General features: G+C 63.1%; 14 protein-coding genes and 2 pseudogenes. 11 read left to right on the top strand and 5 right to left on the bottom strand.

Translation table 11 applies throughout. From position 1 onward, the window contains the following. The 3 genes and pseudogenes from BM140_RS21210 to BM140_RS25545 all read left to right on the top strand — a co-directional run. Positions 1-318, top strand: a 318-nt coding sequence (locus tag BM140_RS21210; protein WP_207549490.1) for a transposase, incomplete at its 5' end; no start/stop codon positions are given. Between the two features lie 93 nt (positions 319-411). Then, positions 412-839: pseudogene (locus BM140_RS21205) on the top strand (transposase); the annotation flags it as partial. Positions 840-1040: 201 nt separating this feature from the next. Further along, entirely contained in the window at positions 1041-2261 is a 1221-nt protein-coding gene (locus tag BM140_RS25545) for a hypothetical protein (RefSeq protein ID WP_131803908.1), read from the top strand. Positions 2262-2742: 481 nt separating this feature from the next. On the opposite strand, the gene BM140_RS26400 is transcribed toward BM140_RS25545, so the two are convergent. Further along, positions 2743-3045, bottom strand: a complete 303-nt coding sequence (locus BM140_RS26400; RefSeq protein ID WP_244535556.1) for a hypothetical protein — start codon at positions 3043-3045, stop codon at positions 2743-2745. A 103-nt stretch (positions 3046-3148) separates the two neighbouring features. On the opposite strand from BM140_RS26400, the pseudogene BM140_RS21190 reads away from it, so the two are divergent. The 7 genes and pseudogenes from BM140_RS21190 to BM140_RS25540 all read left to right on the top strand — a co-directional run. Beyond that, positions 3149-3901: pseudogene (locus BM140_RS21190) on the top strand (IS630 family transposase); the annotation flags it as partial. Positions 3902-4618: 717 nt separating this feature from the next. Further along, the gene (locus BM140_RS21185) at positions 4619-5368 is read left to right on the top strand and encodes a glycosyltransferase family 2 protein (RefSeq protein ID WP_091950837.1); all 750 of its coding nucleotides are present in this window, start codon (positions 4619-4621) and stop codon (positions 5366-5368) included. Further along, positions 5365-5973 (top strand): PI-PLC domain-containing protein, encoded by a 609-nt coding sequence (locus BM140_RS21180; RefSeq protein WP_091950834.1) that lies wholly within the window; start codon positions 5365-5367, stop codon positions 5971-5973. The genes BM140_RS21185 and BM140_RS21180 overlap by 4 nt, the downstream gene beginning before the upstream one ends. Next, complete coding sequence (locus BM140_RS21175; RefSeq protein WP_091950832.1) at positions 5970-6593, top strand: HAD family hydrolase; 624 nt, start codon at positions 5970-5972, stop codon at positions 6591-6593. Before BM140_RS21180 ends, BM140_RS21175 begins: the two co-directional genes overlap by 4 nt. After that, positions 6590-7318 carry a glycosyltransferase family 2 protein gene (locus BM140_RS21170; RefSeq protein ID WP_091950830.1) on the top strand — a complete coding sequence of 243 codons (729 nt, stop codon included), beginning with the start codon at positions 6590-6592 and terminating at the stop codon, positions 7316-7318. Before BM140_RS21175 ends, BM140_RS21170 begins: the two co-directional genes overlap by 4 nt. After that, positions 7318-7647, top strand: coding sequence for a cupin domain-containing protein (locus BM140_RS21165; RefSeq protein ID WP_091950828.1), 330 nt, complete (start codon positions 7318-7320; stop codon positions 7645-7647). The genes BM140_RS21170 and BM140_RS21165 overlap by 1 nt, the downstream gene beginning before the upstream one ends. Positions 7648-7738: 91 nt before the next feature. Continuing rightward, on the top strand, positions 7739-10201 hold the full coding sequence (locus BM140_RS25540; RefSeq protein WP_131803907.1) for a tetratricopeptide repeat protein: 2463 nt from the start codon (positions 7739-7741) through the stop codon (positions 10199-10201). Positions 10202-10402: 201 nt separating this feature from the next. Here BM140_RS25540 and BM140_RS21145 read toward each other — a convergent pair whose 3' ends face one another. From BM140_RS21145 to BM140_RS21135, 3 genes are all read right to left on the bottom strand, one after another. Then, on the bottom strand, positions 10403-11242 hold the full coding sequence (locus BM140_RS21145) for an SDR family oxidoreductase (protein WP_091950853.1): 840 nt from the start codon (positions 11240-11242) through the stop codon (positions 10403-10405). Positions 11243-11258: 16 nt separating this feature from the next. Beyond that, entirely contained in the window at positions 11259-11438 is a 180-nt protein-coding gene (locus BM140_RS21140) for a DUF1328 domain-containing protein (protein WP_091950819.1), read from the bottom strand. A 70-nt stretch (positions 11439-11508) separates the two neighbouring features. Continuing rightward, positions 11509-12831 (bottom strand): chloride channel protein, encoded by a 1323-nt coding sequence (locus BM140_RS21135; RefSeq protein WP_091950816.1) that lies wholly within the window; start codon positions 12829-12831, stop codon positions 11509-11511. A gap of 259 nt (positions 12832-13090) precedes the next feature. On the opposite strand from BM140_RS21135, the gene BM140_RS21130 reads away from it, so the two are divergent. Further along, positions 13091-13528: a DUF3429 domain-containing protein gene (locus BM140_RS21130; RefSeq protein WP_091950814.1), complete on the top strand. Its 438-nt coding sequence runs from the start codon at positions 13091-13093 to the stop codon at positions 13526-13528. A 108-nt stretch (positions 13529-13636) separates the two neighbouring features. Here the strand turns inward: BM140_RS21130 and BM140_RS21125 are convergent, their stop codons facing one another. After that, positions 13637-13813: a DUF1328 domain-containing protein gene (locus BM140_RS21125; protein ID WP_003599466.1), complete on the bottom strand. Its 177-nt coding sequence runs from the start codon at positions 13811-13813 to the stop codon at positions 13637-13639. Positions 13814-14021: the final 208 nt, after the last annotated feature.

The following is a 14021-nucleotide window of genomic DNA, read 5'->3' as shown; positions in this document are numbered from 1 at the left end:
AGCGTCACGGTCGTGCTCGACAATGCCCGCTACAATCGCTCGCGCGCACTGAAGGCTTGGCTCGACCAGCCCGGTTGCCGGCTGCGACTGGTTGATCTGCCGTCCTACGCACCCAATCTCAACCTGATCGAGCGCTTCCGGCGCTTCATGAAGCGCACGGTGCTGTTCAACAAGGCTTACGCCAAGTTCGCCTTGTTCAAGCAGGACTTCGATGACTTCTTCGAGCGCCTGCACCAGCACGAGGCCGACTTGGTCAGCCTCATCACCGACCGCTTCCACCTCATCGGCAAGACCGACGCACGGATTCCATCCGCGTAGAGGTATATGAGACCGCATGGCAGGACGCGCTATGGGACAGGTTCTCCACGGCAACGCCACGACGACTGAGCGGGCAACTCAAAAATACAAGGCAAGCGAAAGCGGGGCTCAAAGGTTCATCTGGCGGTGGACTTACCGGGCCATGTCGCGGCGCTGCAGGTCGGTCCGGCCGATGTCGATGACCGGGCTGAGGTCAGCCGCCTGACCGCCGAGGTTCAGGCGGCGACGCAGGACAGCGTCGAGCTGGCCTTGTCGAAAAGGGCTATTCCGGCCCCAAGCCTGCTGCGGCGGCGAGCGCCCACGGCATCGCGATGGAGGTGGTAAGGGCACCGCAGGCCAAGCGCGGCTTCATCCTCTCGCCGCGCCGGCGGGTGATAGAGCGCTCCTTCGCGTGGGCCACCCGCTGCCGACGGTTGGTCAAGAATTACGAGCGATATGCCAGTACGTTGGCCGGTCTACACATGGTTGCTTTCGTTTGCTTCGTGCTCAGACAGGACAAAAAGTTTACGACAATTGCATGACATGCTCGAGCTCTAGGCGGTCTTTTTGTGCGTCACTCCCGGCGCGTAGGCGGCATTGATCATTCACTCGGCGCACTGTACCGGTCGCGGCTCGGTGCCGATCCCCTGCAGCAGGCGTGTCTCGGCTCGGTCATCTTGCGGTATGGGCGCGGTACGCTCCCCTTCGCACCGACGTGCACTTTGATCTGTTAAGGAGAGGACATGGCAGAGCGCTGGGCGGTGATCTGCGGGCTTGTCCGAGACGAGTCTGCCTTTTTAAAAAAGCTCGATACCCTAACCGCATGGCGCCGCACCGGTGCGATCGATGGCATCGTGTTCTCAACCTGGATGGGCGAACTCGATCGCTACCCTGCCGTGGCGGCAGCCTATGCCGCCGGAGCTTTTACTCTGGTTGAGACTGAACAGCCTCAACTCAAAGCGCCCGGGCATTTCGTTCATCAAATGAAATCTCTGTATTATGGCCTTCAAGCGGTTCCGAACGATGCCTGGGTGCTGCGGCTGCGCCCTGATCTCGCCCCACTCAATCAAACAATACGCGACACAATTTTAAGCGCAGAGCTTTTATCGCACAGCACGCCAGACTGGCCGCATGTGTTCTCGTCAAAGATTCTCATCCATAGTGCGTTCGTAGACCTGCCATTCTATATAAACGATATCATATTTTACGGCCTTCGCTCGGACTTACAAAAGCTTGTCTGCTTTAATTTAAGCACGGAATACCTTTGCATCAATACCGCACCGGAGCAGTTCTTCTTCCGTGGCCCGTTTTTGGAGAAATTTCCAATCATTGATGCATTCATGCAGGTGATGCCGCAATTTACATACGGCAACGAACCCGCATCAGTACGTCGACGCAACGTTCTTCTTGAGTCTGATTTCTTTCTTGAAGTTTTGGCCTCAAACGTACTTTTTCTCAAAAAATATTTCAGAGTTGGCTTCGTTCCAGAAAATCGAAGGGGTCAGAAAGAGAAAAAGGAGTTTTCTATGGCCGAAATTTTCTTACCAACAAGATCCGTTCCGGGGATATCTTACCATAGCGGCGCCCATGCTGCTCTGTTTGAAGACGAGCGTGCATTAGATGCTATTATTTCCAGAGAATTCGTACGCGATCAGCTTGGAGAGCGCTTTGCCGCAGCCTTGGATCGTGTAAGCGAAACCAGTTACCGAAACGGCTTCGTCGCCAATCCTTTGACGCCTCACCCCAGTGTACGCAGCTTGGCAGAAGCTATTCAGAACGCGCTGCCGGGTATGTCGCATCGGTTAGATGAGCGTCAGGATGAGCAACGTCGGCACTTCGTTGTGCGTGGACATCGCGACCGAATGCAGATTGCGGGAGGTACGGACGAGACGCGGCGCTTGGAGGAAGAGGTGAATGCTCTGCGTCGCCGGGTCGACGCGCTCAATGAAGCCAAAAAAACTTAGCAAGCTGTTGCAGAAGATCAGCAAGGTAGAAAAATCATCCTCTTGGCATAGAAGTCATTCGGAAAGCCTTTCTAGTTCCGACCTGCTCGGCCATCGGATGGCCTGCCTTCCGACCCTGCTGATGGCCCGAAAAGAATTTTATCCTTTTCACTGGGACTTTTGCAGCAGCTTGTTAGAGCTCGAGTTTGGCCAATCATGTGGCGTGGCAGAGGGTGTAGGCCCAGGGGGCGGGTGAGCGGAAGCCGAGTTTTGTTCGGGTGCGTCGGCACGGGGATGTTGCTAAAGTCCGCTCGCGCCAGATCGCACAGCGCACGGCGGCGAGTGCATCGGCGAAGGTCGGGCGCGCTTTGGGGTACCACGCGGCAATCGCGATGCGCCGCCGTTGTTGGGCGGTGAGCCGTGCAGCCAGCAGCGTGACGATGGAGAACAGGGCGAGCAGGCAGGGTGTAGTGCGAGCAATCGCCGTGTCGGACCACTTCCGCTAGGTCTCAACGCCGAGGTGAGAACGCGCTTCTTGGAAGGTGATCTCGACACTCCAGCGGCGCACGAACCATCCCGCGATCTGGTCCGGGTTGCGGTCGAGGTCGGTGCAGCGCAAGGCCTGTGGTGGGAAGCGGTTTGCGGAATCGCGGATCAGGACCCAGCGGATCGGCACGACCGCCATGCCGCCACACTGCGGTGTCCGAGGCGATTTCGATCGTGCGCTGGACCCGTACCAGCCCGGCACCACGACCGCGTGCCAGCGCGTTTTTCCGGCCGTCAGGGTCGCGGCGAGCGTCGGCAACCGCCCGCCTTCGGTCCGTGGGCGTTCGATCGTGCCGGATGGCCGCGGCGGGGCTGGATCGTAGAGCGCTGCGTCGAGCCCCAGGCGGGTGATCGCCGTGATGCGGGCTCTCCGCTCCAAGCTCGATCCGCACGAGACTTCCCTGCTCGGCCTAATCGACGCGAAGAGCGACATTACCTTGGAGGAGATGCGGTCCCGCCTGCGGGACGAGCACGATCTCACGGTCGGACTGGGCACGCTGTGGGACTTCCTCGACGCGCGCGGCCTGACCTACAAAAAAACAGCCCACGCCGCGGAGCAGGACTGCTCGGACGTCAAGACGGTTCGCGAGGCTTGGTTCGAGGGCCAGCCCGACCTTGATCCCGCCCGCCTCGTGTTCCTCGACGAGACGTGGACCTCGACCAGCATGGCCCGCCTGCGGGGGCGCTCGCCCGTGCCGCATGGACATTGGACGACGACCACCTTCGTCATAGGTCTTCCTCTGTCCGGGATCGCTGCGCCGTTCGTGCTGGACGGGCCGATCAACCGCACCGCCTACCAGGCCGACGTCGAGCGTGTGCTCGTGCCCGAACTCACCCCCGGCGACATCGTCGTCATGGACAATCTTGGCAGCCACAAGGGGCCGGCGGTGTGCGCCGCCATTGAAGCCGCTGGCGCGCGACTGCTCTTCCTCCCGCCCTACAGTCCCGACTTCAACCCCATCGAAATGGCGTTCTCGAAGCTGAAGGCGCTCCTGCGCAAAGCAGCCGAGCGAACCGTCGACGGGCTCTGGTCGGCCATCGGCAGCCTCGTCGACGACATCACCCCCGACGAGTGCGCCAACTTCTTCGCAGTCGCAGGATTTGAACCAGATTAAACTGAAAACGCTGTAGTTGCGTGAGCACGGAGTTAGGGAGGCATGTATCCCCACGCGCCGATGTTGCGCCGATGAATAAAGCAAGCAAAAGTTGATCCACAATTTGCCGCTCACGAGGCCATCGAGATCAGTGAGTGGTTCGAATGCTGGTGCCGGATCGTTGATTAATCTGAAGCTCGACCCTGTAAAATCTGCTAGATTTTGATCCTGCGCAGTTAGAAGGGACGATCTCATGGCGTCATTAGAATTTTTCGACGATATTAAATAGCTGCGCCTGTAGAATGCTGCTGATAATGAATGCGCGTTACTATCTGTCGATGGCTTCGACGACCTCACTCAGCAAACGCAACTGACAGCCTCTGATTGTTAGGTGTGCGGCTTTCGAATGACCTCGAGGTAGTTCGAGGCGGCGGCTAGCCCCTCGCCGACCGCAGTTCAAGGCGGTACCGCTTGCACGCCCTCGGGCTCTGATGCGTCGCATCAGCCGTTTGCTAAGTTGTTGTGCCGGATCATAATTTATCGACCTGACGAAGGGCGGCCGGCGCTGACGCTCTGCGTTCCAATGCAGTTCAAAACACGTTTTTCTGCCATGGGTTGATCTATCAGAAAGAGCGCACTCCGGTCGCACGATCGCGCCGCAGCGAACGCGGCTTGAATCAAGTAGGCCAATCACCTATGAACCGCGCACGAGTGCGGCCGGGAGTTTCGTAGCTAGTTATGCTGACTATTGTTGTTCCCATGGCGGGCCGTGGAAGCCGATTCGCGACCGCTGGCTATACCGATCCGAAGCCGCTGATCCCGGTTCGCGGAACGCCTATGATCAAGGTTGTGATCGACAACCTCCGCCCGAACCGCCCTCACCGCTTCGTCTTCATTTGCCAACGCGAGCATGTCTCGGCTTACGGCCTCGAAGAGAAGCTCGAGCTTTGGGCGCCTGGCTGCACTGTCGTGCAGATCGACGCCGTCACCGAGGGCGCCGCTTGCACGGTCCTTCTGGCTCGCGATCACATCGGCGACGGACCGCTCATGATCGCCAACAGCGACCAATACATCGACGAGTCGATCGACGCCTATCTCGAGGTCGGCGATCGGCCCGGCGTCGATGGTCTCATCATGACGATGACGGCCGACGACCCGAAATGGTCCTTCGTCGGGTTGGACGCCGAGGGTTGGGTCAATCGCGTGGTCGAAAAACAGGTCATTTCCAGCGAGGCGACCGTCGGCATCTACAACTTCGCCCGCGGCACGGATTTCGTACGCGGTGCCGAGCGGATGATCGCGGAAGAGAAACGGGTGAACGGCGAGTTCTACGTCGCCCCGGTCTACGAGGAATTGATCGCCGACGGCGCGCATATCGCCATCATGAATATCGGGCGCGAGGCCGACGGCATGTACGGCCTCGGCGTCCCCGCCGATCTCGACCTGTTCCTGTCGCTGCCCGTGTCGCAGCGGGCGGTGCCGGCGTGAAGATCATCAGCCATCGCGGCTGGTGGCGGCATCCGGCCGAGAAGAACACGCCCGAGGCGTTCCGCCGGACGCTCGATGGCGGCTACGGCACCGAGACCGACGTGCGCGACCGCGCCGGGCGCCTCGTCGTATCCCACGATCCTGCGGGCGATGACGCGATGGCCTGGGACGATCTCCTGGCCGCGTTCGACCGCAGCGGCCTCCCTCTGGCCGTCAACGTGAAGGCGGACGGCCTCGCGCCTCTCCTGGCCGAAGCGTTCGGGCGCTACGATGTCCCGTGGTTCGCCTTTGACATGTCCGGGCCCGAGACGGTCCGCTATGCGGCCGCGGGCCTGCCGTTCTACACGCGCCACAGCGATGTCGAGCCCGAGCCGATCCTCTATGCCGAAGCCGCCGGGGTCTGGCTCGACGCTTTCCGGAACGACTGGTTCGACCAGGACACCGTGGCGCGCCATCTCGACGCGAACAAAGCGGTCTGCGTCGTGTCGCCCGAGTTGCACGGGCGCGAGCCGCGACGGCTCTGGGAACGCTTGGCCCGCCTTTCGGGCGAGGTCACTCTTTGCACCGATCTCCCGGACGAGGCGAGCCGAGCATTCGCACAATGATCAAAGCGGTCATCTTCGACATGGACGGCGTCCTCATCGACGCCAAGGACTGGCACTACGAAGCGCTGAACCGGGCTTTGCGCCTGTTCGGCATGGAGATCAGCCGCTCCGATCACCTCACGACGTTTGACGGGCTGCCGACACGGCGAAAGCTCGAGATGCTGACGGTGACGGAGAACCTGCCGGAGGGCCTGCACCGGTTCCTCAACGACCTGAAGCAGGTCTACACGCTCGAACTGGTGAGCAGTCGCTGCCGGCCGACCTTCGCCCACGAATTCGCCCTCGCCCGGCTCAAGGCCCGGGGGGTAAAGCTCGCGGTCGCCTCCAATTCGGTGCGCAACTCCGTCGTCTCGATGATGGATCGGGCCAATCTGACTCGCCACCTCGATCTGATGCTCTCGAACGAGGACGTCTCGCGGGCCAAGCCCGATCCCGAGATCTATCGCACGGCGATGGAGCGCCTCGGCGTGAGCCCGCAGGAGGCGCTCATCGTCGAAGACAACGAGCATGGTATCATGGCGGCCCGGGCGTCCGGAGGCCATCTGCTGGTCGTCCAGACGCCCGCGGACGTGACCCTTTCGAACATTGATCGCCGCATCGCAGAGATCGAGGCCGCATGAACGTTCTGATTCTGGCTGCCGGCGAAACGGTCCACGACGGCAACGAACCTTATCCGGTCTGGCTATCGGAGGCCGACGGGCAGCTCATGCTCGAGCGCCAGATCAAGGCGCTGTCGCACCTGAATCCGAACCGCTACGTGGTCTGCATTCGGGCGAGCGACAACACGGCACATCACGTCGGGGACATCCTCGCCATGATCGAGCCAAAAGCCGTCGTCGTCGACATCAAACGCGAGACGGCCGGGGCCGCCTGTACGGCGCTCCTCGCCATCGGCAAGATGGCGTTCGATGAAGAACTGGTCATCGTGAACGCCACAGACCAGCACCATGTCGATCTCGCCGAGATCGTCGCCCGTTTCCGTGAGAGCGGGGCGGATGGCGGCGTGCTGACCTTCGACTCGCTGCATCCCCGCTACTCCTATGTCCGGCTCGACGGTGACGAGAACGTCGTCGAGGTCGCCGAGAAGCGACCGATCAGCCGCACGGCCAATGCCGGGTTCTACTGGCTGCGGAACGCCGGCGAGTTCTTCCAGGCGCTGAAGGACATGATCCTGAAGGATGCCCAGGTGAACGGCCGCTTCTACGTCGCCCCGGCCCTCAATGAATTGATCCTGAAGCAGAAAGTCATCAAGACGATTCGACTGCCCAAGGACGCCTACATCCCCGTGAAGTCTGCCCGCCAGCTGGATCATTACGAACAGCGGGCCGGGGAAGGGAATGCGTGATGAAACACCACCGCCTCGACGAGATGGTGAAGGGCTGGTTCGTCGGTGATTTCGACCCCGTTGCCGTCCGCAGCGCAGCGGTCGAGGTCGGCGTCAAGACCTATACCGCTGGCGACCGCGAGGATGAGCATCATCACAAGGTCGCCACCGAATTGACCGTGGTCCTCTCAGGCCAGGTCCGTATGCTGGGGCGCACCTGGGAAGCCGGCGATATCGTGACGATCGAACCGGGCGAAGCCAACGAATTCGAAGCTTTGACCGACGCGGTCCTCGTCGTCGTCAAGCTACCTTCCGTAGCAGGCGACAAGTATCTCGGCCGCGCCGGCTGAGCAGCCAACTATTCCGTCCGGTATTGGTTCGCAAAATGAGCCGACCAAAACACGGTGTCGGGTTTCCAGGCAAGATCAAGAAGGCGTTAGAATGTCTGCGTCCCCGGAAGACTTCAGAAAGGACTTCGACGCAGCACTTGGTCGTCGGGATTTCGAAGCGGCTGCCAATATCATCAAGGTCGGCCTGGAAGCTCATCCGCAGGACATTTGGCTGAATTACCGATTGTTCCACCTCACTGAGGTGCGTGACGGCCCCGAGGCCGCGCTTCCCTGCGCTCAGGCCTTCGTCGATCGCTTTCCAAACATCTCAACGGCCCACGAGGCGTTGATCCGATCACTCACCCAGACGGGTCGGACGGAACTGGCCGAGGAGCAGGCGGCGATCGCCCTTGAGCGCTTTCCGGACGACATATGGGTCAAGGCGGCGGATGCATCGATCGCCCAGAAGAAGGCCGATTGGTCCACGGCCGCTGCAAAATGGCGGGCGATTCTGCTTGCGCATCCTGATTTTCAACCGGCTTACGAATTCGAGATCGCGGCTCTCGGACATCTCAATGACCCCAGCACGGAGCTTCGCGCGGGACAATATGCGCAGCTTTGGCCGGATGTAAAAAGCTTCGCCACGATTTGGGCCGATACGCCGCTCAAGCGCCAGAACCCGTTTGCGGCCGCGCAGCGCTGGGCACTTTTGGCTCGCGCGCGTCGGCATTGGACCGAGGCGGCATATCGCGCGGCATCTCTCTTTCGCTCGTGTGACAGCGTCGGCAACGCGGTGGAGCTCCTGCAAGACTGTGTGCCTGCGGATGCGAAGCGCGATACGACGATCTTCGATCTTCAGATGCGTGGCTTGTGCTACCGGCAAGCACGAAGGGCCTATGAAGCCCAAGGTTTCCCGCACACGGTCGATCGCCTTGCGCAACTGATCGTGTCGACGACCCGGAGCGCCGAGATGAGGCGCGCCATCGACGCCAGCCCCCCTGCCGCCGTGAGCGCCCTTTCGCCTGAGATTCTCAAAAAGGTCGACAATGTCGCGGTCCTGTCACCGCTTCAGATTTCTTGCCTGCTCAGTGCGTCGCCCGACCTCGCAGGATCGGCCGCCTTTGCCGCGGTCGCGAACGATAGATCGCCGCCGACGGTTACGCAGCACCACGAAATCCATCGCATTCGCGATCTCGTGGCCGTGGCAGGACACCCACTCGCGGAAATGGCAGCCGATCTCCGGGCCCTGCTTCGCGAGCTGAATGCATTCGAGTTCGACCGGCGGGTCCGTGCATATCAACATCAGCTGTACACCGATGGCAGGCTCGCTCTCGATGAGTCCTGCCTAGCCGGCTATCGTGCGATCGGTTCGGCGCGTGTTCTGCACACCGCGATCGCCATTTGCCTCACGAACGGAACCGACCGCGTGTGGCTGGCCTCAACAAGCCACGGTCATGCCCATGATTTGGGCTTCGTCTATGTCGGTGCACTCGCCACGTTTTTCGTCTCGGATCGGCACGATGATGGCGAGGCCCAAGAACTTCGTCGGCTGGTGCTCGGTTTCGAAGCCGAACTGGATGAAGGTCGTCACGGTTCGTGGCAGACGATCGGTGAGGCAGCTCCTCTCTTGCTCATCGGCCACAACAATTTTGCACATTTCATCTGGAATGAGCTGCCGGCCCTGTGCGAGCTCGAGAAGCTATCTCCGGCTTCGAACTTGACAGCCGCCGTCCTGTCCGAGCCCTTCGGAGATCTCCATTTCAAGTTTCCATCTTCCGAGCCGCTTCCGACACACCAATTCGCCGAAGGCGTCGTCTGTTTCTACGGTAGTGCAAAAGTCGTCACAGCTGAGGCGAGACAAAGAACCGTAGATGCATGCCGCATGACCGGCAGCGACCAACTCGATCCGCGTATTCCGGACGGTCCGGTGGTGTGGGTAAGCCTGCGGCTGATGTACCGGCATGCAGTCAATCAGGCGCCCTTCGTGAAGGCCCTCTGCGCCGAGTTGGAGAAGTGGAATCAACGGCCGACGATCGTCTTGGATGGCTTCTCGTTGCCGGTCGACCTTGAGGTTCCGGGGCGCCACCGTGTCGATTACTTGCAAGGCCAGCAGCGCGCGGTCTGTGAACTCGCTCGAACCATTATGAGCGAGAACCAAAGTGCGATCACAATCATCGATGCGACCCATCTCGATATCGTGCGCATCAGTGCACTCATCGCCGAGACCGGTGAACGCGATGAGGTTTTCTACGTGTCTTCGCTCGGAACCCAGCAGCACAAGCTTGCCTGGGTGACCGATATCGCCGGCATCATCCATGCCAGTCGTGAGATGACGGGCCCTGCGCCGAGCACCGCGTGGCAGCAAACACAAGCCGATACCCTCATGGAGGCGATTGCCGTGCCGGCCGCCCTCATGGCCGATGCCGTGACCGACAACGAACGCCAAGATCGGCGGGAGTTTCGTGATTATTCCTTCGAAGACCCGAATGCTGCAGCAGCTTGGGTTGCCAATGAACTTTCCCTCTTCCGCCAAAGACAAATCGTCTTGCGTCAAATAGCCGATGGGGCTGTCTGAAAATCATCTGCTCTTCAACGAGGGCAGGTCCGCCGATGACTGCGCTCGATTCAACGGGAAGCTCGACCTGTAAGTCAGTGTTGGTTACCGTCATTCAGTCGTATGGTGAATGCGACGGGGAACTGAGTCTGGCAGGCAGGGCGCAGTTCCTTGTCGATCGTGCAACTCAGCCTTCATAAATCGAAATGTACCGGGCCACTCTCAGTCGCCGATGCCCATTTGGCTCCGGCTCAGGGTCCAGACCCGTTCCTGCAACGCCGCGTCCCGGCTCAGCGGCGACGAGGCGACCGCGCGGCCTTTCGCGAAGTAGCATCCGCTCACGCCCGCGACCTCGGGTGACGTCGCGACGTACAGCGAAGTCTGCGCGCCCTGTTCGGGTGTCATCAGCCAGGGGCGGATCAGCCGCCACGCCACGCGCAGCCACCCATGGGTGTTGCCGGCAAATTTCGTGGCGACCACACCGGGATGGACCGCATTGACGGTCATCCGCGTGCCGGCGAGCCGCCGCGCGAGGGCGTAGGTGAACAGCACGTTGCCGAGCTTGGCCTGGGCATAGCGGCCCATCGCGGAAAAGCGGCGGGCACCGTCGAGATCGTCGAAATCGATGCGCCCGCGGGTATGCGCGGCCGAGGCCACGTTGACGATGCGGGCGGCCGGGGCCGCCGCCAGCCGGGGCATCAGTTCGTGGGTCAGGAGCACGTAGGCGAGATGGTCGAGCGCCCAGGTGCGCTCGAACCCGTCCACGGTCACGTGACGCTCGGAGAAGATCGCGCCCGCATTGTTCACGAGGATGTCGAGAACCGGATAACGGGCGGACGCCTCCGCCGCGAGTCGGCGCACCTGCGCCTGCTCCGAGAGGTCGGCGAGGAAGACGTCGATCTCTCCGCCGGTCTCGCCGCGAAGTCGCGCAGCCGTCGCCTCGGTTCGGGCGGGATCGCGCCCGACGATCCCGACTCGCGCGCCGAGGCGGGCGAGGCCGAGGGCCGTCTCGGCGCCGATCCCGGAGGTGGCGCCGGTGACGAGGGCCTGGCGCCCGCGCAGATCGACGCTCACCGGGCTAGAAGACGAGCTTGCCGACGGCGAGGGCGATGACCACGATGACGATCGCTAGGACGAGGAACAGGCCGAACAGGATGCGGGCGATGGAGCTGGCGCCCGAGGCGATGCCGGTGAAGCCGAGCGCACCGGCGACCAGCGAGATCACGAAGGCGATGGCAGCCCATTTCAGAAGGGTCATGACGCGAAACTCCGCACGTTAAGCGTCGCGATAATCGTCGCCGGGCGTGCGGCGTTCCGTCCGGCGGCGATTATCGTCCCGGTTCCGCCGCGCGCAGCACCAGCAGCTCGGCCAGCGCGTGGTAGAGCCCGCCGCGGCAGACGAGCTTCGACACCGCGTCGGCGATCAGGGCGGCGAGCATCAACGGGATCATCATGGCGTGGTCCTGGGTCATCTCGGTGACGATGACGAAGGCGGTGATCGGCGCCTGCAAGACGCCGGTGAGGTAGGCGACCATGCCGATCAGCACGAGCGGACCGATCGGCACCTGCGGCAGAAGCAGGGCGGCTTCCGCACCGAGGCCGGCACCGACCGCGAGGGAGGGCGCGAACAGGCCGCCGGGGATGCCGCTGATCGAGGAGAACAGGGTGGCCAGGAACTTGAGCGGGGCGAGGTCGAGGCGCGGGTCGCTCTCGCCGTGCAGGATCGCCCGCGCCTCCTCGTATCCGGTGCCGTAGACGGCTCCGCCCGAGGCGAGCCCGCACAGGGCGAGCCCGAGCCCGCACAGGGCGGCGAAGGCGATCGGGTGGCGGGCGATGTGCGCGCCCGCCCGGCCCGGCAGCCCACGGCCGATGGCGATGACGGCGCGGCTGAACAGGCCGCCGAGCAATCCGCCGGCGGCGCCGACGAGGGGCACGGCGAGCCAGCCGGCGGCGAGCGAGATCTTCGCGTCGGTGGTGCCGAAATAGGTGTAGTCGCCGAGGATCGCGACCGAGGTCAGCCCCGCCGCCACGATGGTCGCGACGACGAGGCCGGTGCCGCGGCTGTCATAGGCCCGGCCCAGCTCCTCGATGGCGAACACGATTCCGGCGAGGGGGGTGTTGAACGCCGCCGCCACCCCCGCCGCGCCGCCCGCGAGCAGCAGGCCGCGCACCCGCTCCGGGCTCAGCCGGCCGAAGGCCGCCATGATCGCCGCGCCGACCTGCACGGTCGGGCCCTCGCGGCCGATCGAGGCGCCGCACAGGAGCCCCAGCACCATGACGACGACCTTGCCGGCGGCGACCCGCAGCGACACCAGCGCGTGGCGCGCATCCGGGTCGTCGATGGCGCGCGCCGCGATCACCTGCGGGATTCCCGACCCCTGCGAGTTCGGGAAGACCGTCCGGGCGAGCCACGCGGCCAGCGCGAAACCTGCCGGGCAGAGCACCAGCGCGATCCACGGCGAGAAACCGAGCACGCTGTGAAAACCCGCCTGCGCCGCGTCGGCGGCCCAGGCCATCAGCACCGCGGCGAGGCCGACGCAGACTCCGCCGGCCAGGAACAGGGCGCGCCGCCGCCACACCGTCCAGGCATCGAGCGACGGATCGCGCAGCCGGCTCAGGGCGGATCGCAGGGCGGGAGGACGCAACGTCATGGAATCCAGGGAAGCGGCCGAGATGAGCTTCAGCCTGCAGGTATCTTGCCGAGCCGTCCCCCGCACAGCCCTTCTTCGCCGAGCAGTCCACAAGACTTACGCAGGATCGACGGCCGTGACACACGCTTCGATCGCTTGCGGTGCAGCAAATGGTCCCGGTTGCGGGAAGTGCCCGGATCTGCGCGTGTAGGCTTGAGCGCTTCGCCGGCCCGTCTCTCAGGGCGGCTTTGTGACGGACGGGCAGCATCCGGGAGACGGCATGGCGCGGCTGACCACGGTTCCGACGAGCGCTGTGCTGCTCGGCATCGCCGGACTGATCCCGTTCATAGGGTTCGCGGCGTTGTCGGTGAGCGGGTCCGACGGCGGGCTCGGTGTCATCGGCCTGTCGCCGCGCACGATCCTCTCCGCCTACGGCGCCGTCATCGCCTCGTTCCTCGGCGGCATCCGCTGGGGCGTCGCCGCGGCCCGCGGGGCGGGCTGGCAGGACTACGTACTGGCCATCATCCCCTCGCTGCTCGCCTGGGCGGCGCTGGCAGCGCCCCCGCCATGGGATCTGCGCATGCTCGGCGCGCTGGTGCTGCTGTGGGGGCTCGTCGATCAGGATCTCGCCCGCCGCGGCATGGTCCCGAACTGGATGAGCCGGCTGCGGCTGATGCTGTCGGGCGTCGCCGGTGTCGCGTTGCTGGTCGCGGCGTAGCTACCTCGAACAAAAAAGCCTCCGGCCGACCCGTTATCGGGCCGCCGGAGGCATGATGTCAGGTCGCGCCGCGCTGGAACGCGCGCGGCTGCGGTGCCTGGAGCGTCGTTACAAGGTCGGCGAACGGCCCCGCATCAGGCCGATGACGGCCGAGATGGCGAACAGGACGATCGCGACGAAGAACACGAGCTTCGCGGCTTCCATGGCCGTGCCGGCGATGCCACCGAAACCCAACAGGGCGGCGACGAGGGCGACCACGAGGAATGTAACGGCCCAACCGAGCATTTTGGCGTTCCTTTCGAGAACTGGTGCGGCCTGTGCCGCAGCCTCTTGACCCCGATAACGTCAAGGTTTCGCGTCCGGTTCCTTTTGAGCGCCACGGTTCCGCCGTCTTCCACACGGATTTCTTGGAGCCCTGCGGCGGATTGCCGAGCGGAACCGGGTAGCGCAACCGACCGTTCGTGACCAAATATGTCTCGACGGCCCAGACCAC

Origin of the sequence: Methylorubrum salsuginis (assembly GCF_900114375.1) — a bacterium.
Taxonomy (GTDB): domain Bacteria; phylum Pseudomonadota; class Alphaproteobacteria; order Rhizobiales; family Beijerinckiaceae; genus Methylobacterium; species Methylobacterium salsuginis.
Note: the sequence above shows the minus strand (reverse complement) of the source record. Positions and strands in the feature narration are given on the sequence as shown.

Excerpts from the sequence above, each read along its gene's own strand:
- BM140_RS25545 (WP_131803908.1), top strand. The coding sequence starts at position 1,041 with ATGGCAGAGCGCTGGGCGGTGATCTGCGGGCTTGTCCGAGACGAGTCT.
- BM140_RS21185 (WP_091950837.1), top strand. The coding sequence starts at position 4,619 with ATGCTGACTATTGTTGTTCCCATGGCGGGCCGTGGAAGCCGATTCGCG.
- BM140_RS21175 (WP_091950832.1), top strand. The coding sequence starts at position 5,970 with ATGATCAAAGCGGTCATCTTCGACATGGACGGCGTCCTCATCGACGCC.
- BM140_RS21170 (WP_091950830.1), top strand. The coding sequence starts at position 6,590 with ATGAACGTTCTGATTCTGGCTGCCGGCGAAACGGTCCACGACGGCAAC.
- BM140_RS21165 (WP_091950828.1), top strand. The coding sequence starts at position 7,318 with ATGAAACACCACCGCCTCGACGAGATGGTGAAGGGCTGGTTCGTCGGT.
- BM140_RS25540 (WP_131803907.1), top strand. The coding sequence starts at position 7,739 with ATGTCTGCGTCCCCGGAAGACTTCAGAAAGGACTTCGACGCAGCACTT.
- BM140_RS21140 (WP_091950819.1), bottom strand. The coding sequence starts at position 11,438 with ATGACCCTTCTGAAATGGGCTGCCATCGCCTTCGTGATCTCGCTGGTC.
- BM140_RS21135 (WP_091950816.1), bottom strand. The coding sequence starts at position 12,831 with ATGACGTTGCGTCCTCCCGCCCTGCGATCCGCCCTGAGCCGGCTGCGC.
- BM140_RS21130 (WP_091950814.1), top strand. The coding sequence starts at position 13,091 with ATGGCGCGGCTGACCACGGTTCCGACGAGCGCTGTGCTGCTCGGCATC.
- BM140_RS21125 (WP_003599466.1), bottom strand. The coding sequence starts at position 13,813 with ATGCTCGGTTGGGCCGTTACATTCCTCGTGGTCGCCCTCGTCGCCGCC.